Raw genomic sequence first — 22,556 nt, 5'->3', positions numbered from 1 at the left:
GCGTCCTGGCAGCCCCGCTGCCACAAACAATGGAGTTTCAATGACCACACCTTCCAAGGTGGATACGCTCTCCGGTCCCAGCACCCGGCGGGAGGAGCGCAAAGTCCTGGCCGGTACCCTGGTGGGCACCACCATCGAGTGGTACGACTTTTTTATCTTTGCCCAGCTGACGGCAACGCTGCTGTCGCCGCTGTTCCTGGCACCGCTGAACCAGTCCAACCCGGGCCTGGCGCAGATCCTCTCCTTCGCCCTGATCGGCATCAGCTTCCTGTTCCGGCCGCTGGGCGCCGTGGTGGCAGGCCACCTTGGCGACCGGCTGGGGCGCAAAGCCATGCTCGTCTTCACCCTGGTGATGATGGGAGCGGCCACCGCCCTCATCGGCATGCTGCCCACCTACGCCCAGATCGGCGCCTGGGCGCCCGTGCTGCTGATCCTCCTCCGGATCATCCAGGGCTTCTCGGCAGGCGGCGAATGGGGCGGGGCAGCACTGATGGCCGTGGAACACGCGCCCCTGAACAAGCGCGGGCTCTTCGGTGCCTACCCACAGATCGGCGTGCCGGTGGGCATGATCCTGGCCACCGGCCTGCTCTTCTTCCTCAACAGCAGCATGTCCAAGGAAGACTTCGCGGCCTGGGGCTGGCGGATGCCGTTCCTGCTTTCCATCGTCCTGATCGTAGTGGGCTACCTGATCCGGCGTGCCGTGGCAGAAAGCCCGGTCTTCCAGGAGATGGCCATGCGGAAGCAAGAAAGCAAGGCGCCCCTGGGTGAACTGGTCCGAAGCCACAAAAAGCCGGTGCTGTACTCCACCATGATCTTCATCGGCAACAACGCTGCCGGGTACCTGCTGATTGCGTTCTTCATCTCCTATGCCACCCGGACGCTGCAGATGCCCACGCCCCAGGTCCTCCTGGCCACCACGCTCGCATCCTTTGGCTGGCTGATCTTCACGCTGGTGGGCGGCTGGCTCTCCGACCGTATTGGCCGCGTCAAGACCTTCCTCACCGGCTACGCGATTGTGTTCGCCTGGATGATTCCCATGTTTGCCCTGATCGACACCAGGAACATCTGGCTGTACGGCGTTGCACTGTTTGTCCTCACCATCGGCCTTGGCCTTTCCTACGGCCCGATGTCCGCAATGTACGCGGAGATGTTCCCGGCCAGTGTCAGGTACTCCGGCATTTCCATCGGCTACGCCTTCGGCGCAATCCTGGGCGGCGCCTTCGCCGCCACCATCGCCGAAACGCTGCTGCAGACCACCAAGTGGGCCGGATCGATCGGCATCTATATCATGGTGCTGTGCGTCATCTCGGCCATCGGCGTGGTCCTGGCCAAGGAAACCAAGGGCAGGCCGCTGGGCGTCAGCCACCACTAGCCGCACCGTCACAAGGAAAGCCCATAACGCAGCAGCGGGCCCGGACCATATTGGTCCGGGCCCGCTGGCGTCAACGGTTGCTACTGCTTCAGGAAGCTGATGGCGTCTTCGTCCGTCAGTTGTTCGAAGTGCCGGTAGAAACTGCCCACCGCGCGGAACTTGCCGGGCAAGTGCAGGCACAGCACGGCGTCGCACACCCGCTCCACGGACGCGGCGGCTTCAATGGAGCCCACGGGAGCGGCGGCCACCACCGTCTCCGCCCCACCCTCACGGACGGCCTCGACGGCGGCCCTCATGGTGGCTCCGGTTGCCAGCCCGTCGTCAATCAGCAGGACGGTCTTGCCGGAGATTTCCTGGTCTGCTCCCGGGTAGAGGTCCACGCGGCGGAGCAATTCGACGCGTTCGCGCTGCTCCACCTGACGCAGGAGTTCCTCACGGACCCCATGTTCCAGGACGCGGTCCAGCAACGGCTTGTTGAGCAGGCGCACAGTCCGTCCGCGGGCCCACGCCAAGGCTCCGTACGCGGTTTCCTCATGCCCGGGAATGCCGAGCTTGCGCACCAGGACGGCACCCAGGGGAAGGTACAGGGCCTTCGCTGCGGCCGCCGCCACGGGGATTCCACCGCGCGCAAGGCCCATCACAACGGTGCCCGTGCGCTCGCGGAACTGCGTCAAAACCGCAGCCAGCCGCTCGCCGGCCTCTGTGCGGTCTTCGAAACGCATATCCATGTAGTCCTCCCGGCTGGTCCAGCCTTCCCTTTCAGCCTACCGCCGGGAAGCCAACGGCAGGAGAGCCTGGGTGGCCGGGCAATATTGCAGCCGGATCAGACCGCGAGGAAGGAGATGGCAGCCTGCTTGAAGGCACGGCTGGTGACGGCGTTGGTGTGGTTGCGGCCCGGCAGCGTCAGCTGTTCGGCCAGGGCACCGACGCCCTGGGCCAGCTCGGCGAGCTGCGGCAGGCTGCCGGCGCGCTCGTCCTGGTCGCCTGCGACCAGGAGGACCGGCACGTGCGGGACCGCCTCGGCGGGGTCGTAGGGTTCGGCCTTGATCGCTTCCACCAGGGACAGCAGGGCGAAGATGTTGTTGCTCGGCAGCAGCAGCGCCATTTTGAGCAGCCTGGCCGTTGACTCATCCGCAATAGGGGTGCCGTCGGCCAGGTAGTCCTGGGCGGCCACGAGGTCGAACTCAGCCAGGGGGTCCGCGGTATTCGGGCCGCCCAGGACAATCCGGTGCACTATTTCGGGCTGGGTGGCGGCGAACTCCCAGGCGAGCCGGGAACCCAGGGAATAACCCACCACGTCCAGCCCGCTGGCAGGGTCACCGGCCTGCAAAGGCCGCACGCCGGCGTCGAACGCAACCTGCAGCAGGTCCGCGCGGATCCTGCTGGGGGAGTAGGAATCGCGGTCCTCCGGGGCGCCGCTGCGGCCGTGCCCGGGCAGGTCCACCATGATGACCCGCCGGCCGGCATCAAGCAGCGCTGCCAGCCAGCCGGTGTCCTCCCAGTTGAGTTTGCTGGACGACGAGAAGCCATGCAGGAGCAGGACGGGGCGGAGCCCGGCGTCCACAGCAGGATCATGCACCGCCACATACAGCTGGGGGTCGGTGCCCTCCACGGTGTGCGAATGCTGCTCGCCGGTGTGCCTGCCGCTCATGGTGTCAGTCCTCATCAACTACGGCGCCCAGGGAGACCCGGCGCGTCGGAACCTCGTGCTTCGAAAGTTACTCTACCTGCCTTGCCGCCACCTGCCTGGGCTCGCGGGTCCTGGCGCTGAGCCGGGCACCCACTGCACAGGCTGCTGCGATTGCCGCGATCAGGCCGAAGGTGCTGAACAGCTGGACACGGCTGCTTTCGGCACTGAAGCCCACCGCGAAGATCAGGCCCAGCAGGACGAGGCCCACAATCGTCAGGGCCGGGAAGCCCCGCATCCTTAGCGGCAGGGGAGTGCCGTCCCTGTCCGCGCGGCGCCGCAGGACCAGCTGCGAGACCAGCGCGCTGCCCCACACCACCAGGCAGGTTGATCCGACCAGCTGGAACAGGGCGGGGAGGATGCGCTCCGGGAACAATAGCTCCAGGATTGTGGCCACGAAACCGAAGGCGACGGACACGCCGACGGCCAGCATGGGCACGCTGGCACCGCTCAGGCGGGCCAGGAAGCGAGGGGCCTCGCCGCGCCGGGCAAGGGAGTAGACCATCCGCGACGAGCCGTAGAGGTTGGCATTCAGTGCGGAGAGAAGGGCGACGACGGCCACGAGCGTGATTGCCGTTGCGGCGCCGGGGATGCGGGCGGCGTCCAGGACGCCGGCAAAGGGTGACGCCAGGCTTTCCGATGTTGCCGGCAGGACGGCGGCGATCACAAAGACGGAGCCGATGTAGAAAACCAGGATGCGCCACACCACCGTCCGGATGGCTTTGCCCACACTGTGTTCCGGGTCTTCGGTCTCGGCCGCCGCGACGGACACAATCTCCGTGCCGCCAAAAGCGAAGATAACCACAAAAAGCGCCGCGGCAATTCCGCCGAGTCCCGCGGGGGCGAAATCGGAAGTCAGGTTGGCGAGGCCGGGGGATGCCACATCCGGCAGCAGGCCCAGGAGCAGGGCGGCGCCGATCACCAGGAACAGGACAATGGCCGCGACCTTGAGGATGGCGAACCAGAACTCGAATTCACCAAAGTTCCGGACTCCAGCCAGGTTGATGGCGGTGAAGACCACCATAAAGATCAGGGCGAGCGCCCAGACCGGGACCACGGGCCAGACAGTGAAGAGGAGCCCGGCCGCGCCCAAGGCCTCGGCAGCAATCACCACCACCAGCTGCAGCCACCACAGCCAGCCAATGGTGGCCCCGGCCGTTTTGCCCATGGCCCGTTCGGCATAGACGGAGAACGCGCCGCTGTTCGGGTTCGCGGCGGCCATTTCGCCCAGTGCCCACATCACCAGGATGATCAGGGTGCCGGCCACCAGGTAGGAGATCAGCACGGCGGGGCCGGCCGCCTGGACTCCTGCCCCGGAGCCAAGGAAGAGGCCGGCGCCGATCGCGCTGCCCAAGCCCATCATGGTGAGCTGGCGGGGCTTCATGGTGTGGCCCAGATGGTCTTGCGGACGCGCCTGGGTGGACTTCATTGTCATCTGCTGCTGAACCTTCTTGGGGTTTGGATGGTGGCTCCTCGTGGGACCTCTTGAATTTACCTTCTCCCGGCCATGCTGCCCGCATCCGGGGCTCCCGGCGCCGCGCTCCCCGCCACCAGGCAATCCCTCCCCATGACTTCCGCGCCGGCAGGAAGGAGAAACATTTGGCAATTGAGGGGCGGTTGCCCGTAGAATCAGTTATGGTCAAGTTGACCATAACTATGGAGACCGAAGGATCCAGGCTCCCACAGGGAGCCCGGCAGGTTGGGAAGGTGGTGGGAAATGTACTTGAGCTCGGCCAACGTCTCCGAGCGCCAGGCTGCCCCGCCATCGCTCGCCATCTCCAATGTCATTTTCGCGCTCCGGCCCAGCGAACGCTCCGGACGGCCCACGCTCTGGCTGCCGCTGGTCCGGCGGATCCGGGAGCCGTTCAAAGGCCTCTGGGCGCTGCCCGGTGGCCCACTGAGCCACTCGGAGTCCCTGCAGGACGCGGCGTCGCGCAACCTGCGGGAGACCACTGGCCTCGCCCCGAGCTACCTCGAGCAGCTCTACGCCTTCGGCGGCCTCCACCGTTCACCCACGCAACGGGTGGTCTCGATTGTGTACTGGGCCCTGGTCCAGCCGACCGAAGCCGCCCTGGCAGACGAGTCCGAGAACGTCAGATGGTTCCGCGCGGACCGGCTCGGCGAACTCGCCTTCGACCACAACGCCATTGTGGACTACGCGCTCTGGCGGCTCCGGAACAAGCTGGCCTACGGATCCGTGGCCTACCACCTGCTGGGGGAGTACTTCACCCTGGCCCAGGTCCGGGAAGTCTACGAGGCTGTGCTGGACCGCCAACTGGACCCGGCAAACTTCCGGCGCCAGCTCAAATCCACCCCGGAAATCGAGGAAACCGGGGAATACCTCCAGGGCGGCAAACACCGCCCGCCCCGCCTCTACCGCTTTACCGGCCGGCCCGGCCTTGACCCAGATAACAGGAGCACACTATGAGCAGCGTCAACACAGCAATCCAGCTGATCACGCGCGAACAGGCCGAGAACGGTGCGGCGGCAAAGGGCAGCACCTGCAGCCCGGCCCTGGCCAAGGGCCCGTGGGACTACGACCTTGCCGAGGCGCTCGCGGGCGTTCCCGCCTACGGCCCCGGTGCCTCCAGTGCGGACGTGGCCCCCGCCGCAACGCCGCGCCAGGGGCAGCTGCCCGAAGAGTACAAGCTCGCCAGCGACGCCGAGCTGGGTGAAAGGATCCTCGCCGCCAAGGCTGCGCTGGGGGACCGGGCCGTCATCCTGGGGCACTTCTACCAGCGCGATGAAGTCATCCAGTACTCGGACTTCGTGGGCGACTCCTTCCAGCTGGCCAATGCCGCGCTCACCCGCCCGGACGCAGAGGCCATCGTCTTCTGCGGCGTCCACTTCATGGCCGAAACCGCCGACATCCTTTCAGCGCCCGAACAGGCCGTCATCCTGCCCAACCTTGCAGCCGGCTGCTCCATGGCGGATATGGCCGACGCCGACTCCGTAGCCGAGTGCTGGGAGCAGCTTGAGGAAATCTTCGGCACCGAACCCGACGCCGACGGCCGGGTTCCGGTCATCCCCGTCACCTACATGAATTCCTCCGCAGCCCTGAAGGCATTCTGCGGCGAGCACGGAGGCATCGTCTGCACCTCCTCCAACGCCAGGACCGTCCTCGAGTGGGCGTTCCAGCGTGCCCGGCGGGTGCTGTTCTTCCCGGACCAGCACCTGGGCCGCAACACGGCCAAAGCACTGGGTGTGCCGCTGGAGCAGATGCCCATGTGGAATCCCCGCAAGGACCTCGGCGGCAACGACGAGCAGGCACTCCTGGATTCCCGGGTCATCCTGTGGCACGGGTTCTGTTCCGTGCACAAGCGCTTCAACGTGGCGCAGATCGAAAAGGCCAGGGCCGACTTCCCCGGCGTCCAGGTGATCGTGCACCCCGAGTGCCCCATGGAGGTGGTGGATGCGGCAGATTCGGCCGGCTCCACCGACTTCATCAAAAAGGCCATCGCCGCGGCCACCGAGCCCACTACCTTCGCCATCGGCACCGAAATCAACATGGTGAACCGGCTCGCAGCCGAGTACCCGCAGCACACCATCTTCTGCCTGGACCCGGTGATCTGTCCGTGCTCCACGATGTACCGCATCCACCCGGGCTACCTGGCATGGGTCCTCGAGGAGCTGGTTGCCGGGCGGATCGTCAACCGGATCACCGTGGCGGACTCCGTGCAGGACAACGCCCGCACCGCGCTCGAGCGCATGCTCGCCGCCAGGCCGTAATGAACCGGCAGCCGATCATTCCTCCCTCTGCGGGCGGTGGAACATTCGAACCCGGCGCCCTGCCCTTCGGGGGCGCCAGGGCCGGCGGCGGATCCCCGCGCCGGCTGATCGTGGTTGGCAGCGGTATCGCCGGACTGTACGCCGCACTGCTGGTGGCCGACGCCGGCGCCGATGTTGTCCTGCTGAGCAAAGGCCAGCTGCGCGAGAGCAACACCTGGTACGCCCAGGGCGGTATTTCGGCAGTACTGGACGAACCCGCCCCCGGGGACACGGTTGCAGCCCACATCGCCGACACCCTGCAGGCGGGCGCTGGGCACTGCCATGAAGCGGCGGTCCGGCTGATGTGCACCGAGGCCCGCCTGGACATCGCCGGGCTGGAACGGTTCGGCGTGCGCTTCGATCCCGGTGCCGGCGGTGGCCCCGCATTGGGGCTGGAGGCTGCCCACTCCGCCCCCCGCATCCTGCACGCGGGCGGCGACGCGACCGGCGCGAAAGTCGCGGCAGGCCTGATCGAGGCCGTGCTTGCCCGCCGCGCGGAGGGCACCCTGACCATCCACACCGGTGCCCACGCCACAGCGCTCCTGCTGCAGGACGGCCACGCCACCGGCGTCGAGTTCCTGCAGGACGGCCGGGCCCACACACTGCACGGGGACGCAGTGCTGCTGGCCACCGGCGGAGCAGGACAGCTCTTTGGACAGACCACCAACCCCGCGGTGGCCACGGCAGACGGCCTGGCGCTCGCCGTCCGCGCCGGGGCGGCAGCGGCCGACCTCGAATTCTTCCAGTTCCACCCCACCTGCCTGGTGCCCGGGGTCAGCGGCACAAACCCGGGCACAGTGACCGGGCTGGACCGGGACCCGCTCCTCATCTCCGAAGCCGTCCGCGGCGAAGGAGCCATCCTCGTTGACGGCAACGGCAAGCGGTTCATGCGTGCCTACCACCCGGACGCCGAACTGGCCCCGCGCGACGTCGTCTCGCGCAGCATCGCCCTGCACCTGGCCAAGCTCGGCGACCCCAACGGCCACGTCTACCTCGACGCGCGCCTCATCGAACAGGTCAAGGGCCCGGGCTTCCTGGCGAAGCGCTTCCCCACCCTCACGCAACGGACGCTCGACGCCGGCATCGACTGGACCAGGGACCTGGTCCCGGTTGCCCCCGCAGCCCACTACTGGATGGGCGGAGTAGCCACGGACCTCCATGGCCGGACCACTGTGCCCGGGCTTTACGCCGCCGGGGAAGTTGCGTGCACCGGCGTCCAAGGTGCGAACCGGCTGGCCAGCAACTCCCTCCTTGAGGGACTCGTCTTCGGCCGCCGCGCTGTTGAAGACTTCCTCCTTGGTGACTCCTCTGGTTGGGTGTCGCCTGACGTCGCTCCTCCGCGTACTGTCTCGGCCGCGGGCGGCCTCCCCTTGACGTACGCTTCCGGAGCCCCGTCAGTCGACGAGGTCAGGTCACCTTCAGGAGGGCTTCAAACCGGTGAGGCGGACGCAGCCGGTTCTGACGGTGGGAGTCGGCTGGCCAGCTTCGGTGGGGACGGGGATGGGGGGAGTGAGCCGTTCTCGCGGGATGCACTTCGGCGGTTGATGACTGCCAAAGCTGGGGTGCTGCGCTCGGGGGAACTGTTGGCCCAGGCGGGGGACACGCTTGGGCGGTGGGCCGCCGTCGTACGTCCTGACACGCTCTCCGCCGGCACGGACACGCGCCTGCATGAGGACCGGAACCTGTTGCTGGCCGCGCAGCTGCTGGTGGCTGCCGCCCGGCAGCGCACCGAGTCCCTGGGCGCCCACTACCGCAGCGATGACCCCAAGGACGCAGCCGGCATCGCTGCCGAAATTGAAGAATCTTCCCGAACCCGCCCGAAAGCGAGCCTCCTCCATGAGTGAACTGGCCACCACCGAAAATCCCGTGACCGCACCAGCACGGGCCGGCGTCCGCAGCCTGGACCTGACGCTGCCGTCGGCACCCGTGCGGGACATCCTGGAACGGGCGTTCGCCGAGGACGCTCCTGCCGGGGACATCACCTCCCAGCTGCTGATCCCCGCCGACGCGCGCGCCACCGCTGTACTGAACGCACGGGTCCCCGGCGTCTTTAGCGGTGCCACCGTGTTCCGGGACGCCATGCTGCTGGTGGACCCCGAAACGGACGTGGAGCTGCTGCTCGCCGACGGGGACACATTCGACGCCGGCACGCACCTCGCGCGGGTCAGCGGACGTGCCCGGTCGGTGCTGCTCGCAGAACGCGTGGCACTGAACCTCGTGCAGCGGATGTCCGCCATCGCCACGAAGACCGCCGAATTCGTCGAACTGACCGAAGGCACGTCCGCCCGGATCACCGACACCCGCAAGAGCACTCCCGGGCTGCGGATCCTGGAACGGTTCGCCGTGCGCTGCGGCGGCGGCGCCAACCACCGGTACAGCCTCTCCGACGCCGTCCTCGCCAAGGACAACCACCTTGCCGTGATGACAGGAGGGGACCCGGCCAAACTCACCGGGCTGCTCGCCGCAGCCAAGGCACAGCTGGGGCACACCACCCACTTCGAAGTTGAGGTGGACCGGATGGACCAGATCGAGCCCGTGCTCGCCGCCGGGGTGGACACCATCATGCTGGACAATTTCACTCCTGAGGAGTTGAGGGCCGGGGTGGCGCTGGTGGCCGGACGCGCACGTGTTGAGGCCAGTGGGAATGTGAACCTGGCCACCGTGGCCGGAATCGCCGCCACAGGAGTGGACGTTATCTCCATCGGCGCCCTGACGCACACGGTGGCCGCCCTGGACCTCGGGCTGGATGTCGAACTGACGGTGGCATGAACCCATGATCTTCCTCGACGCCGCCGCCACCACCCCCGTCCGCCGTGAAGTGCTGGACGCCATATGGCCGTACCTGACCGGAGAGTTCGGGAACCCCTCCAGCCACCACACCCTCGGCGAGGCTGCAGCCACCGCGCTCGCGGACGCGCGGCGGACAGTGGCAGCGGTGCTGGGCGGCCGGGCGGGCGAGATCACCTTCACCTCCGGCGGAACGGAAGCGGACAACCTGGCGGTGAAGGGCATCGCGCTGGCCCGGCAGGCTGCTGACCCGCAGCTCAACCGGGTGGTGATCAGCGCCGTCGAACATCCCGCTGTGGAGGAATCGGCACGGTATTTGGAGCGCTTCCATGGCTTCGCCATTGATGTGGTCCCCGTTGACGGGACCGGACTGGTGACCCCGGAGGCGTTTCAAAAAGTGCTGACGCCGGAAACAGCGGTGGCCAGCGTGATGTACGCCAACAATGAAGTGGGAACGGTCCAGCCCATTTCCGAACTGGCAGCGCTGGCACACGAACTGGGCATCCCTTTCCACACGGACGCCGTCCAGGCAGCCGGGTGGCTGCCGCTGGACACGAAGGTGCTGGGTGTGGATGCGATGAGCATTTCGGGGCACAAGCTGGGGGCGCCCAAGGGATGCGGGGTGCTGTTCGTCCGGGGGCGCACCAAACTCGAGCCGCTGATCCACGGCGGCGGGCAGGAACGCGGCCGCCGGTCAGGAACAGAGAACGTGGCCGGCGCCGTGGGCCTGGCCACCGCCCTGACGCTTGCGCACGCAGGTCAGGAAGAACAACGACGCCGGGTCACCGCGCTGCGGGACACGTTCATCAGCGCTGTGGTCACCGGTGTTCCGGGCGCAGTCCTCACCGGGCATCCGGCTGAACGGCTGCCTTCCGTGGCGTCGTTCTGCTTCCCCGGAACCAGCGGCGAGTCAGTACTCCTTGAGCTCGAACGCCAGGGCGTGGTCTGCTCCAGCGGCTCAGCCTGCGCGGCGGGCTCGGACGCGCCCTCGCCGGTGCTGACAGCACTGGGCATTGCGCCCGAGGTGGCCCAGACGGCTGTCAGGTTCAGCTTCGATGCAAGGGTGACCGAAGCGGACCTGGCAGCGGCGGCAGCCGCGGTGGAATCCGCCGTCGGACGGGTCAGGGCGCTCGGCGCCTGACTGCACCAACGCCCCGAAGGCGCTGCCGCCTCAGCCGCTGGAAGGTGCGGGCCAGGGCGAGGCAATCACAGGATTCACGAGCTCACCGATCCCTTCGACCCGGCACACCACCGTGTCGCCCGGGGCCAGCGGAACGCACTCTGCCGGGAAACCGGTCAGCACCAGGTCGCCCGGGTGGAGGGTCATAAACGAGGTCACGTACACGAGGATCTCATCAACCTTCCAGCCGAGGTCAGCGGTGCTGGCGGCCTGGAGGGGAGTGCCGTTGTGCACCACGTCCACGGCCAGGTGTGACTCGTCCAGGCCGGTCACCATCCACGGTCCCGCGGGCGTGAACGTGTCCTGGCTCTTGGCGCTGATCCAGAGTTCATCAGTTTTCTGCAGATCCCGGCAGGTGACGTCGTTGCCGATAGTGAAGCCCAGGACGGCGCCGCGGGCATTCTCTGGGGTCAGGCCCCGCGACCTGGTGCCGATCACAATGGTCAGCTCCGCCTCCGGATCCACCCGCCGCATTCCCGGCGCCAGTTCAATCGCGTCTCCAGGCCCGATGACGCTGGTCGCCGCCTTGTGGAACGCCTGCGGCGGCAGCTCCCGCCCGGACTGGCCGGTGTTGTGCGCCATCCCCAGGACATTGGCGGGCACGCTGGGAGCGAGGAATGTAAAGGAATGCTCCTTCACCCGGTCCCCTGGCTGCCACCCCTCCCGCGGGTGGCTGGAGGCGTTGGCGGGTGAACCCCAAAAGGGGCTGCCAGTAACTGTCCACGTGCTGCCGTCCGCCCCGCCAAAGTCCACTGCATCGCTGGCAACAAAAAACTGTTCCGCTGGATGGGCAGGGGACAGGGGACGGACGCGCGCAATGCGGCGGGGGAGGGCAGGCATAAGGGAATCCTAGGGGGGCGTTGTGAATCGAACCTGGCGGGAAGCCGGTGGCGATTCCGTCAGTAGAGCTCGCCCACCGGAATCTCGACAGCCAGGCGGTTGGACGGCCCGGGCAGCGGGCAGGCCCAGGCCTCGTTGTAAGCGCAGGACGGGTTGTAGGCGAAGTTGAAGTCCAGCACAAAAGCGGCATCCGGACCGGTCCCATCGACGCCGTGGAACGCGCCTTTGATGGTGTCCAGCAAATACCGTCCCGCGCCGTAGCTGCCGCCGGGCTGGCCGGCCGTGGCATCACGGAACGGCACAAAAATGCCGCCGCCGTAGCCGTGCAGCTTCCACACCCCGAGCTGGCCCATCTCGGGCAGGTCGAAGGTTCCCAGCCGGATAAACCGGACCACGCCGTCCGTGGCGGTCTCCACGTTCATCTCCCGCCCCGCACCCTCCTTGGTCAGGGGCACGTGGAAACGGTAGATGGGATCGTAGTCTGCGGTTTTGAGCCCGGAAAAGCGCGCCTTGTCCTGAGCGGTGAGGGCGGAGGCAGGGTGCGTGGCAAACATCAGGTCCCGCTGGTGGCGCCAGTAGGAGTGGGCCTCGGACGGGTTCTCGAGCGCCAGCTTCCGGACATTGGCGTAGAGGGCGAAGGTCCGCAACCGCCAGTCGGCAATGTCGACGGCGGAGATGTTCGCCAGGGTATCGTCGGCTCCGCCCAGGGTTTCTTCGGCTGTGCCGTGCTGCTGATCGTGCGCCATAACCCCAGCCTAGTCCCCGCACCGTACCGCGCCCGCCCGACGGCGACACGGACCTCCGGTGCCTGCCCCCGCCGGGGGGAAACGCGCTCCCGCCCAGCCCGGCATGCCGCCCCGGTCCGGTTAGGCTGGCTGCATGAGAGGCATGGCAACGAGGGTGCGGTCCGGTGTATCACTCCTGGTGGCGGGCGCCTTCCTGGCCGGCTGCTCCAGCGCAGGGCCGGTCCAGCCGGGCTGGACTGCGCAGCCGGGTCCGTCCGGTGCCGCAGGCTCCAGTGCTTCCGCGCCCGCATCCCCGGATGCCTCCTCAACGGCGGCTTCCGATGGCGCAGCTCCCGGCTCCGCCTCATCCGGCGCCCCGCAGGCAGTGGCTACGGCGTCGGCCTGGAAGTCATTCTCGGACCCTGGCAAGGCCGTCAGCTTCGACCTGCCGCAGGACTGGATCGCCCAGTCCGTCACGCCGGAGGAAGGCACCTTGCCCGGTGCCCTGAAGATCGAAGTGAAGAAGCCCGACGGCACCTTTATGGCAGCGCTGCGGACCGGGCTGCCGCCGTCGTCCGCGGAATGTCCGGAAGCATCCCGGCGGGCCTACACCGTGGTCAGCAGTGTGCCGGTGGAGGTCTCCGCCGCAGGCGGGGAGGGGACCATACCGCCCAGGGTGGTGTTCCGTGTGATCCAGGGGTACAAATACTTTGGTTCCTACGGCGTTACGAACGTTGCGGGCGGCACGGACGGCCAGGCCTGCGAGCTCCGCAACATCCTGCGGGGTCCCGCCGGAAAGGGCGACTACTCGTTCGGGGACGTCGTCTCCGTACGCCCCTTTGCCCCGGACGAAAAAGTGGCCCCCGCCAAGGCATTCGACACCCTTGACCAGGCCGCCCGGTACGCCAATGAGGGCAGCGAATTCGCCAATGTCCAGCGGATGCTAATGTCTCTGAAGATCAAAAACTAGTTAGTCCCGTTCCCGGCCCGCGTGCTGCGACAAGCGGTGACTTTTCTTCCACCGCACCCAACCCGGAAAGAGCCATGGAACGCAGTGTTTCCGCACGACTGGTCTTCAAAACCGCAGCCAACACCAAGGTGGCGATGGCCGTCGCGGTGGCGAGGAACGGGGGCTATTCCTCCTTTGAGGAGTCGCTGTCCGTCACGGCCGGGGGCGGCCAGGTCCCGCTGACCGAGGTGGCCGACCACCACGGAGGCCGGTTCCACTACATGGAGTTCGCCGATCCGGCGGAGGTGACGGTGGAATACTCCGCCACGGTGGCCGGAAAAGCCGAACCGGAAGAGGCGGAGCTTGCCGACCGGATCCGCTACGTCCGGCCCAGCCGGTACGCAGAATCAGACCGGCTCCTGCCCACCGCCTACGCCGAGTTCGAGGGGGTCCAGGGCGCCGGCCTGCTGCACGCCGTCAGGAACTGGGTGAACGGGGAACTGCGCTACCTCAGCGGATCATCGCGGGGCACCGACGGTGCAGTGGAAACCCTGCTCAGCCGCCGCGGGGTGTGCCGGGACTTCGCGCACCTGGCCATCGCACTGCTGCGCTCAAAGGACATCCCCGCCAGGCTCGCCGCCGTCTACGCTCCCGGCCTGTCGCCGATGGATTTCCACGCCGTGGCCGAGGCCTACGTGGAGGGTGCCTGGCACGTCATCGATCCCACGGGGCTGGCCCCGCGGGAATCGATGCTTCGGATCACCGCCGGCCGGGACTCCGCCGATACCGCCTTCCTGTCCACGGTGGGCGGGAGCCTGATCCTCCACCAGCTGCAGGTCACCGCAGTTGTCAACGGCGTCCTGCCCGTGGAGGATCCTGCCCGCCTTATGCAGCTGGGCTGACCACCTCCGGTCAGCGGGGACCCAGCGAACTCCGCAGCTTCTCCGTGAGCCGCCGCAGTTCCTTCTGCTCTTCAGGTGTCAGGGCCGGACCCATCAGAGTGGAGATGTCCCGGACGTGCTCACGGCCGATCTCCTTCTGCAGCTCCCGGCCTTCCTCCGTCAGCTTCAACAGCACGCCCCGGCCGTCCTCCGGCGCCGGCATCCTGGCCACCAGCCCCCGTTTCTCCAGCCGCTCCACCATCCGGCTGAGGCTGGACTGGCTCAGGAGGACGTTGTCGTTCAGCTCGTTGAGCCTAAGCCAACCCGTGGGGCAGCGTGACAACGTGAACAGGACGTCATACTCGTTGACGGCCAGCTTCCGGAAGGCCGGACCTGCCTGCAGCTTGCGCATGACGGCCACCTGGGCCCGGAACAGCGACTCCCAGGTCTCGGCTGCAAGCCGCACCGGTGATTCTGAACTGTTGCCGGCCATCATGCCTCCACGGAAGACTTTTCAGCGCCCGCCGCGTCCTGGCCCTGCCCTGTCTGCGCCTCCTGCCTTGCCTGCGCCTCCTGGGCGGCCAGTGCAGCGGCAACCCGGTTGGCATGGGTAGGCGGTTCGGGAACGTGGGCCGGAGTGAGGGCGGCGTACTCCTTGCGCAGGACAGGCAGGACTTCCTCGCCGAACAGGTCCAGCTGCTCCAGCACGGTCTTCAGCGGCAGGCCGGCATGGTCGATCAGGAACAGCTGCCGCTGGTAGTCGCCGAAGTACTCCCGGAAGGTCAGGGTCTTTTCGATAACCTCCTGCGGGCTGCCGACGGTCAGGGGGGTCTGCGAGGTGAAGTCCTCCAATGAGGGCCCGTGCCCGTAGACCGGAGCGTTGTCGAAGTAGGGGCGGAACTCCTTGACGGCGTCCTGCGAGTTCTTCCGCATAAAGAACTGGCCGCCCAGGCCCACGATCGCCTGGTCTGCCTTGCCGTGGCCGTAGTGCTCGTAGCGCTCACGGTAGAGGCTGATCAGCTGCTGGTAGTGCTCCTTGGGCCAAAAGATGTTGTTGGCAAAGAAGCCGTCGCCAAAGTACGCGGCCACTTCGGCGATCTGGGGCGTGCGGATGGAGCCGTGCCACACAAACGGGGCCACGCCGTCGAGCGGGCGCGGGGTGGACGTGAAGTTCTGCAGCGGGGTGCGGAACTTGCCGGACCAGTTCACCGTGTCCTCGTCCCACAGCTTGCGCAGCAGGCTGTAGTTCTCGATGGCGAGTTCCACGCCGTCCTGGATGTTCTTGCCGAACCAGGGGTAGACCGGAGCGGTGTTGCCGCGGCCCAGGACCAGGTCCACGCGGCCGTCGGCGACGTGCTGGAGCATGGCGAAGTCTTCGGCAATCTTGACCGGGTCATTCGTGGTGATCAGCGTGGTGGCCGTGGACAGGATGATCCGTTCGGTTTGCGCCGCGATGTAGGCAAGGGTGGTAGTGGGGGAGGAGGAGAAGAAGGGCCGGTTGTGGTGCTCGCCGATGGCGTAGACATCCATGCCGATTTCCTCGACCTTCTTCGCGATGGCGACGGAGGCCTTAATGCGCTCGTTCTCGGTGGGGGTGCGGCCCGTGGTGGGGTCCGTGGTGATGTCACTGACGCTGAAAACACCGATCTGCATGATGTGCCTTTCCGTTGCTTGGACTTGCTGGCCTTGGTTCCAGTATAGGCCAATTTAGATGCATTTGCATCTATCGCCGGATACAACGCTGCCGCACGGAAAATATTCCGCAGTTTTTACTCGGGGCTTCCGGGTGCTGCGCGCCGCCCGCTGACCTTGGGCACCATGCCCGTGGTCCAGTCGCGGAACTCATCGTCGACGTCGGCGCCGGGGCCGAATTCCGGGCGCTCATGCAGTTCCCGCAGCAGCGCCTTCTTCTCCCGGCGCCCCTCCACCAGGCGGTAGAGGACGGGAACCAGGACCAGGGTCAGGGCGGTTGATGAGACGAGACCGCCGATGACCACCACGGCCAGGGGCTGGGAAATGAAGCCGCCCCCGCCTGTCAGCCCGAGGGCCATCGGAGTCAGGGCGAACACCGTGGCCAGGGCGGTCATCAGGATGGGGCGGAGCCGCTGCCGCGCGCCGTGGGTGATGGCATCCGCCACGTTCATCCCGGGCCGGCCGTCGCGCGGCTGCCGGTACTGGTTGATGAGGTCGATCAGCACAATGGCGTTGGTGACCACGATGCCCACCAGCATCAGCATGCCGATCAGTGACGGCAGGCCCAGCGGAACCCCGGTCACCAGGAGCAGTGCCACGGCGCCGGTGGCCGCGAACGGCACCGAGACCAGCAGGATCAGCGGCTGGATGAGCGATTTGAACGTGGCCACCATGATCACGTAGACGATGGCAATGGCCGCCAGCAGGGCAAGCCCAAGCTGCTGGAACGACTCCTGCTGCTGGGTGGTGGCGCCGCCGATTTCGGCGGTGACCCCGGCCGGCAGCTGGACCTCTGCGAGGCGCTTCTGGACTTCGGTGTTCACGGCGCCGAGGTTGGATCCCGACGGCGTCACGGACACCCGCGCGGTGCGCTGGCCGTTGCTGGCGGTGATGGACACCGGGACGTCCACCTGTTCCACCGCGGCAATGCTGCCGAGCGTTACAGGAGCGCCGGCGGCGGGCAGTGGAATCGCGCGGACGGCGTCGATGCTGGTGAACCTGGTGCCCTTGCCGATCTGGACCGGGAAGTCGTTGGTGTCGATCCGCACAGTCCCGGCAGGGATGGGGCTGATGGTTGACGCGAGGACGCCCGCCACCTGTTCCTCGTTGAGTCCTGCCGCGACGGCCTTGGCACGGTCAACCTTCACCTGGACCACCGGCTGGCTGGCGGCGAGGTTGGTGGCCACTTCGCTGGTGCCGGGGACGCCGGTCATGGCCTCGACCATGGCGTCGCTGGCAGCCTGTAGGTCCGCGGTGGTGGCCGCCTTGATGGTGATGTCCACCGTAGAGGACGTTCCGAAGCCGCCCTGCTGGGTACCGACGGAGACCTTCCCTGAATCGGGCACCTGTGCCAGCTCGTTCCGCACGGTTTCCTGCAGCTGCTCCTGGTCCGCCTTTTCATCGGTCACCACTGTGAAGGTGGAGTTGGAGGATCCGGTGGAGGTGATGGCGGCAAACCCGGCCTGGGCATTGCCGCTGGTCACCTGCACGTCGCGGACGCCGTCGATCCCGCGCAGGACCCCCTCAAGGCGGATGGCGGCGGCGCTGGTATCAGCCAGGCTGGTGCCGGCGGGCAGCACCTGCCGGACGGTCAGGCTGTTCTGCCCGGAATTTCCCAGCAGGTTGGTTGCCAGCAAGGGTGCCATGGCCGCGGTGCCGCCCAGGACCAGGGCGGCGGCAACCAGGGTGACTACCGGATGCTTCTGGGTCCTGGTGAGGATGGGAAGATACCCGCGCTGGAGCCTGTTGCGCTGCTCTGCCTCCTGGGCCTTGGCGCGGGCCTCGGAGGCATTGCGGCGGGCTGCCTCGCTGCCGACGCCGGGATTGCGCAGGAACCAGTAGGCCAGCACGGGAACGATGGTCAGCGAAACCAGCAGTGAGGCCAGCAGCGCCATGGTGACGGTGAGGGCAAACGGCCTGAACAGCTCGCCCGCGAGTTCGCCCACGAAGGCAATGGGCAGGAAGACGGCCACCGTGGTCAGCGTGGAGGCCGTGATGGCGCCGGCCACTTCGCGGATGGCGGTCAGGATGGCGGTGACCTTGTCCTCGCCGTAACTGAGGTGCCGCTTGATGTTTTCGATGACCACGATCGAGTCATCCACCACCCGGCCGATGGCGATGGTGAGCGCGCCGAGGGTGAGGATGTTCAGCGAGTAACCGGTAGCGGACAGGCCGATGAAGGTGATCAGGAGTGAGAGCGGGATGGACACCGCCGTCACCAGGGTGGAGCGTGCGGACATCAGGAACACCAGGATGACAGCCACGGCGAAGCCCAGCCCCAGCAGTCCTTCGGTGGTGAGGTCCTTGATGGATTTTTCGATGAACGGGGCCTGGTCGAAGACCGGGGTGAACTTGGCGTTGGATCCCAGTTCTGCCTCAAGCTCGTCCAAGGTGTCACGGACCGCGTGCGAAATGGCCACCGTGTCGCCTTCGGGCTTCTTGGTGACGGAGACCGCGAGGGTTTCCGCCCCGTTGGTCCGCGTGATGGAAGTCCGTTCGTCATCCTTGACGGAGACGTCGGCCACGCTTCCGATGGTGGCGGCGTTTTTTGCCCCGGAGAGCGGCAGGGCCTTGATGGCGTCCAGGGAATCAACCGGACTGCCGATCTGCAGGGAGAGGGTCTTCCCCTGCTCCTGGAGGGTGCCTGCCGGTACCAGCGCGCCGTTGTTCCCCAGGGCATCCCGGATGGACGTGATGCTGGCTCCGGACGCCGTCATGGCATCGGTGCGCGGGAGGATCTCGATGTGCTGTGTGGCGCCACCGGTCACGTCGGCGCCGCGGACACCGTCGATCTTCTGCAGCCGGGGCACGCTCAGCCGCTGCAGGTCCGCGTTCAGTTCGCTCAGGGACTTGTCGGAGGACACCGCCAGGAACACGATGGGAAAATCGCTGATGCTTCCGGCTATGGCCTGCGGCTGGACGTCCTCGGGGAGGTTCCGCTTGGCGTTGGAGATGGCCCGGTCAATCTGGTTCCGGGCACGGTCCAGGTTGGAACCATAGGTAAAGACCATGGTGATCTGGGAGACGCCGTTGCGCGACGTGGAGGAGGTGGACTCCAGCCCCTCCACGCCGTTCAACGCAGTCTCCAGCGGCCCGCTCACCTGCTTGTCCACCACTTCCGGCGAGGCGCCGGGCATTGCGGTGAGCACCGTGATCTGCGGGAACTCGATCGACGGGATGAGCTCCTGCTTAAGCGAGGACATGGTGATCACGCCAAAGACGGAGGCGAAGACCGTGATGAGTGCGATCAGAGCCCGGTTTGCCAGTGAAAGTTGTGCCAGCCGGAACATCGCATGGTCTCCTGTGGGGTTGTGACTGACTGTTGCGGGCCAAGCAGCCGGCCACCGGCCCCGGCAGGGTCAGTGGTTGGCGGTAACGCTTTCCAGCTGCAGGGACCTGGCGGTGGCCTTCTCGAGCTCCGCGGCAAGTTCCGGGTTGTCGTCGAGCTTGACGCCATAGCCGGGCATCATGTCCTTGAGCTTGGACTGCCAGCCCTTGAAGTTCTTCGGGAAGGCCTTCTTGAGCAGTTCGATCATGATGGGTACCGCAGTGGAGGCTCCGGGGGATGCACCCAGGAGTGCGCCGATGGAACCGTCACGGCCGGCAATGACTTCAGTGCCGAACTGAAGAATGCCGCCCTTCTGCGGGTCTTTCTTAATGATCTGTACACGCTGGCCGGCCGTAATGAGTTCCCAATCGCCCGCCTTGGCCTCCGGGTAGTACTCGCGCAGGGCTTCCACCTTGTCGGCGTGCTTTTTGGCCACTTCCTTGACCAGGTACGCGGTGAGGTCCATGTTGTCCTTGGCAACGGCCAGCATGGGGATGATGTTGCTTGGCCGGATGGACAGCGGCAGGTCCAGGTAGGAGCCGTTCTTCAGGAAGTTGGTGGAGAAGCCTGCGTACGGGCCGAACAGCAGCGAACGCTTGCCGTTGACGTACCGGGTGTCCAGGTGGGGCACGGACATGGGCGGGGCGCCCACGGACGCCTGGCCGTACACCTTGGCGCTGTGCTGGGCAGCGAGGGTTTCGTCCGTGCAGCGGAAGAACTGCCCGGAAACCGGGAAACCGCCGTAGCCCTTGCTTTCCGGAATCCCGGAGGCCTGCAGCAGGTGCAGGGCTCCGCCGCCGGCGCCCACGAATACGAACTTGGCGTGGATCTTGCCGTGTTCGCCTGACCGGGGGTGCTTCAGCGAAAGGTTCCAGCCGCCGTCGGACGCCTTGGAGATGCCGGTAACATCATGGCCGTAGTTAATCTCGACGCCGTTGTTCCCGAGGTAGGTGGTCAGTTCGCGGGTGAGTGCCCCGAAGTCCACGTCGGTGCCTTCGGCGGCGCGCGTGGCGGCGATCCGCTGCTTGGGATCGCGGCCCTTGACGATCAGTGGAGCCCACTTGCCGATCTTGCCGTGGTCCTCGGAGTACTCCATGCTGCGGAACAGGGAATGCGGCTTGAGTGCTTCATACCGGGTCTTCAGGAACCGGGTGTTCTCTTCGCCGATCACAAAGCTCATGTGCGGCACGGTGTTGATGAAGCCCTTGGGCGATCCGATCAGCGACTGGTCCACCAGGTGGGACCAGAACTGGCGGGAAAGCTGGAACTGCTCATTGATGAGCAGTGCTTTGGCGGGGTCCACCGAGCCGTCTTTGGCTGCGGGGGAGTAGTTGAGTTCGCAGAGGGCAGCGTGGCCGGTTCCGGCGTTGTTCCACGGACCGGAGCTTTCAAGCCCAGGCTCGTCCAGCCGCTCGAACATGGAGATGGTCCAGTCCGGCTCCAACTGCTTGATGAATGCCCCCAGCGTGGCGCTCATGATGCCGCCGCCAATCAGGACGACGTCGGCATGAGGGGTCTTGGAAATGAAGGTCACGATCAGTCTCCGATTGCAGCGGCTCTGGCTGTCACAGAATATCCCCGCGCAGCCCTACTACTGAAATTGGGCTGGCCCGTCAAGGCTTCAGTTGTACTTTGGTGAAAACTTCATTTAAGACAGGCGACGCCGGATAGCTCACCACACGGTCGGACAAGGCCAGTGCCGAGATGGGGAAGGCCACCGGAACCGCTGGAACAGTGGCCGCGATCTGCGCATTGATGGTGTGATATTGCTCATCCCGCTCCTGCCCCTCGGGCATCCCGCGGGCCCTGTTGATCTTGGAGAAGACCTGGGGATCCTGGTAGCCGAACTCGCCGTTCTTCTCACCGAAAAGGGGGCCAACGAAATTGTCGGCGTCCGAGTAGGACCCGTTCCAGCCGAGCAGGTGGAGTGCGTGGTCTCCCGGGGACTGCACCTTTTGCAGATACCCCTCAGACCAGTCCACGGGGACGGGCCTGACGTTGAAGCCGACGGCGGTGAGCTGGCGGCTGATCTCGGCGTACACCTTCTCAGGAGTGGGCAGGTAGGGCCTGGTGACGTTCAGCGGGTAGTAGAACCTCAGCTCCTCACCGGCGTACGCGGCCTCCTTGAGGTACTCCTTGGCCTTGGCGGGGTCGTGCCCCAGTGCGGGGGCGTCGTTGTTGAACCCGCTGATCTTCGGCGGGACGAACTGGGTGGCCACGGCGGTGTTGTCGATGAAGAACTTGCGGATCAGCGTTTCTTTGTCGATGGCCAGTTCGATGGCCTGCCGCACTTTCTGGTTCTGCAGGATAGGGATCTCCTGGTTGAGCCCTAAGTACATAACAGAGAACGGGTCCCGCTGCACAATCTGCTTGCCGCGCTTCACCAGCTGGTCGAAGTTACCCACCGTCACGGCGTCGTAGCCGTCGATTTTCCCGTCCAGCAGGGCCTGGAGGCGGGCCTGGGGGTGGTTGTAGGCCACAAAGTTGATGGTGGCGATCTGGCCACGCTCTCCCCAGTAGGACGTATTGCTGGCCAAGGTCACGCTGCCTTCCTCCCAGGATTGCAGGGTGAAGGGGCCGGTGCCCACCGGATTGGCGCCGAAGACGGACACGGCCTGGCCGCCGCGGTTCTGGTCCAGCACGTCGGCATTGCCTGCCGCAAGCGCAGCGGGGGAGGCGATGGCGAAGGCCGGCAGGGTCAGGGCCTGCAGGAATGCGGTGAAGCGCTGGGTGAGGTCGATCTGCACGGTATCGGCCGCCACCGCGGTGCAGCTTTTGAAGATGGACAGCTCCGGCTGGTCCGAGTGCGCTTTGAACACACCTTTGAACGAGCTGCCGGGGGCCTGCCGGCGGAGGTTCTCCGGGAACGCAAACCAACGGTTGAAGTTGGTGCACACCGCTTCGGCATTGAAGGGGGTTCCGTCGTGGAAGCTCACACCGCTGCGCAATTTGAAGGTGTAGGAGCGGCCCTCGTTGGTTTCGCTCCACTCCGTGGCCAGCAGCGGAGTGGGTTTCCCGGTTGTCTGGTCCACCCCCACCAGTCCTTCGAGGATCTGCCGGGTGATCCGCTGGGACTCAACATCACTTGACAGCGCCGGGTCCAGGCCCAGTGGCTGCACCGCTGTGCCGAAGTTAAAGGTTGCGGTGGGCTCCGCCGTCGGGCCGGGGGAAGGGGAAGCAGGTGACGGCGACGGGGCCGGTATGCCGGTGCATGAGGTGACGCTCAACGCCAGGAGGGCGGCACCGGTCGTCAGGACCGTCCGCCGGGATGGACTGCTGGGCACGCGTTTATCACCTCGGGATCTTGCCGGCACCGCCGGTTGCGGGCCGGGACCCAGTCTAGTTGA

The 22,556-nt window shown here is 66.5% G+C and carries 18 protein-coding genes; 8 read left to right on the top strand and 10 right to left on the bottom strand.

Annotated features, from left to right (window positions below):
- Positions 1 to 40 precede the first annotated feature (40 nt).
- Positions 41 to 1,372 (top strand): MFS transporter, encoded by a 1,332-nt coding sequence (locus QRN11_RS14280; RefSeq protein ID WP_091415765.1) that lies wholly within the window; start codon positions 41 to 43, stop codon positions 1,370 to 1,372.
- Positions 1,373 to 1,452: 80 nt separating this feature from the next.
- On the opposite strand, the gene QRN11_RS14275 is transcribed toward QRN11_RS14280, so the two are convergent.
- The 3 genes from QRN11_RS14275 to QRN11_RS14265 form a co-directional block, all read right to left on the bottom strand.
- Positions 1,453 to 2,100, bottom strand: coding sequence for a phosphoribosyltransferase (locus QRN11_RS14275; protein WP_285313282.1), 648 nt, complete (start codon positions 2,098 to 2,100; stop codon positions 1,453 to 1,455).
- 95 nt (positions 2,101 to 2,195) lie between these two features.
- Positions 2,196 to 3,023 carry an alpha/beta fold hydrolase gene (locus tag QRN11_RS14270; RefSeq protein WP_285313281.1) on the bottom strand — a complete coding sequence of 276 codons (828 nt, stop codon included), beginning with the start codon at positions 3,021 to 3,023 and terminating at the stop codon, positions 2,196 to 2,198.
- A 67-nt stretch (positions 3,024 to 3,090) separates the two neighbouring features.
- The gene (locus QRN11_RS14265; RefSeq protein ID WP_285313280.1) at positions 3,091 to 4,494 is read right to left on the bottom strand and encodes an amino acid permease; all 1,404 of its coding nucleotides are present in this window, start codon (positions 4,492 to 4,494) and stop codon (positions 3,091 to 3,093) included.
- Positions 4,495 to 4,776: 282 nt separating this feature from the next.
- Between QRN11_RS14265 and QRN11_RS14260 the strand changes: the two genes are divergently transcribed.
- From QRN11_RS14260 to QRN11_RS14240, 5 genes are read left to right on the top strand one after another with little or no spacing between them, the layout of a single operon-like run.
- Positions 4,777 to 5,487, top strand: a complete 711-nt coding sequence (locus tag QRN11_RS14260; protein WP_142061982.1) for an NUDIX hydrolase — start codon at positions 4,777 to 4,779, stop codon at positions 5,485 to 5,487.
- Positions 5,484 to 6,788 carry a quinolinate synthase NadA gene (gene nadA, locus QRN11_RS14255; protein ID WP_285313279.1) on the top strand — a complete coding sequence of 435 codons (1,305 nt, stop codon included), beginning with the start codon at positions 5,484 to 5,486 and terminating at the stop codon, positions 6,786 to 6,788. Before QRN11_RS14260 ends, nadA begins: the two co-directional genes overlap by 4 nt.
- Positions 6,788 to 8,671, top strand: a complete 1,884-nt coding sequence (locus QRN11_RS14250; protein WP_285313278.1) for an L-aspartate oxidase — start codon at positions 6,788 to 6,790, stop codon at positions 8,669 to 8,671. The genes nadA and QRN11_RS14250 overlap by 1 nt, the downstream gene beginning before the upstream one ends.
- On the top strand, positions 8,664 to 9,596 hold the full coding sequence (nadC, locus tag QRN11_RS14245; RefSeq protein ID WP_285313277.1) for a carboxylating nicotinate-nucleotide diphosphorylase: 933 nt from the start codon (positions 8,664 to 8,666) through the stop codon (positions 9,594 to 9,596). The genes QRN11_RS14250 and nadC overlap by 8 nt, the downstream gene beginning before the upstream one ends.
- 4 nt (positions 9,597 to 9,600) lie before the next feature.
- Positions 9,601 to 10,755 carry a cysteine desulfurase family protein gene (locus QRN11_RS14240; RefSeq protein ID WP_285313276.1) on the top strand — a complete coding sequence of 385 codons (1,155 nt, stop codon included), beginning with the start codon at positions 9,601 to 9,603 and terminating at the stop codon, positions 10,753 to 10,755.
- Positions 10,756 to 10,785: 30 nt separating this feature from the next.
- Here the strand turns inward: QRN11_RS14240 and QRN11_RS14235 are convergent, their stop codons facing one another.
- The gene (locus tag QRN11_RS14235) at positions 10,786 to 11,634 is read right to left on the bottom strand and encodes a fumarylacetoacetate hydrolase family protein (RefSeq protein WP_091415785.1); all 849 of its coding nucleotides are present in this window, start codon (positions 11,632 to 11,634) and stop codon (positions 10,786 to 10,788) included.
- Between the two features lie 59 nt (positions 11,635 to 11,693).
- A complete protein-coding gene (locus tag QRN11_RS14230; protein WP_091415788.1) occupies positions 11,694 to 12,380 on the bottom strand; it encodes a DUF1684 domain-containing protein in 687 nt (228 codons plus the stop codon).
- 133 nt (positions 12,381 to 12,513) lie between these two features.
- Here QRN11_RS14230 and QRN11_RS14225 point away from each other — a divergent pair, with 133 nt between their 5' ends.
- Both QRN11_RS14225 and QRN11_RS14220 read left to right on the top strand, forming a co-directional pair.
- On the top strand, positions 12,514 to 13,329 hold the full coding sequence (locus tag QRN11_RS14225) for a hypothetical protein (RefSeq protein WP_285313275.1): 816 nt from the start codon (positions 12,514 to 12,516) through the stop codon (positions 13,327 to 13,329).
- 74 nt (positions 13,330 to 13,403) lie between these two features.
- Positions 13,404 to 14,210: a transglutaminase-like domain-containing protein gene (locus tag QRN11_RS14220; protein ID WP_091415792.1), complete on the top strand. Its 807-nt coding sequence runs from the start codon at positions 13,404 to 13,406 to the stop codon at positions 14,208 to 14,210.
- 10 nt (positions 14,211 to 14,220) lie between these two features.
- On the opposite strand, the gene QRN11_RS14215 is transcribed toward QRN11_RS14220, so the two are convergent.
- From QRN11_RS14215 to QRN11_RS14195, 5 genes are all read right to left on the bottom strand, one after another.
- Positions 14,221 to 14,682 carry a MarR family winged helix-turn-helix transcriptional regulator gene (locus QRN11_RS14215; protein WP_091415795.1) on the bottom strand — a complete coding sequence of 154 codons (462 nt, stop codon included), beginning with the start codon at positions 14,680 to 14,682 and terminating at the stop codon, positions 14,221 to 14,223.
- Entirely contained in the window at positions 14,682 to 15,842 is a 1,161-nt protein-coding gene (locus tag QRN11_RS14210; protein WP_285313274.1) for an LLM class flavin-dependent oxidoreductase, read from the bottom strand. The genes QRN11_RS14215 and QRN11_RS14210 overlap by 1 nt, the downstream gene beginning before the upstream one ends.
- Before the next feature lie 116 nt (positions 15,843 to 15,958).
- A complete protein-coding gene (locus QRN11_RS14205; RefSeq protein WP_285313273.1) occupies positions 15,959 to 19,171 on the bottom strand; it encodes an efflux RND transporter permease subunit in 3,213 nt (1,070 codons plus the stop codon).
- 69 nt (positions 19,172 to 19,240) lie between these two features.
- A complete protein-coding gene (locus QRN11_RS14200; protein WP_285313272.1) occupies positions 19,241 to 20,743 on the bottom strand; it encodes a malate:quinone oxidoreductase in 1,503 nt (500 codons plus the stop codon).
- A gap of 79 nt (positions 20,744 to 20,822) precedes the next feature.
- The gene (locus QRN11_RS14195; RefSeq protein WP_285313271.1) at positions 20,823 to 22,493 is read right to left on the bottom strand and encodes an ABC transporter substrate-binding protein; all 1,671 of its coding nucleotides are present in this window, start codon (positions 22,491 to 22,493) and stop codon (positions 20,823 to 20,825) included.
- Between the last annotated feature and the right edge of the window lie 63 nt (positions 22,494 to 22,556).

This window comes from Pseudarthrobacter sp. fls2-241-R2A-168, from assembly GCF_030209335.1.
GTDB lineage: Bacteria > Actinomycetota > Actinomycetes > Actinomycetales > Micrococcaceae > Arthrobacter.
Note: the sequence above shows the minus strand (reverse complement) of the source record. Positions and strands in the feature narration are given on the sequence as shown.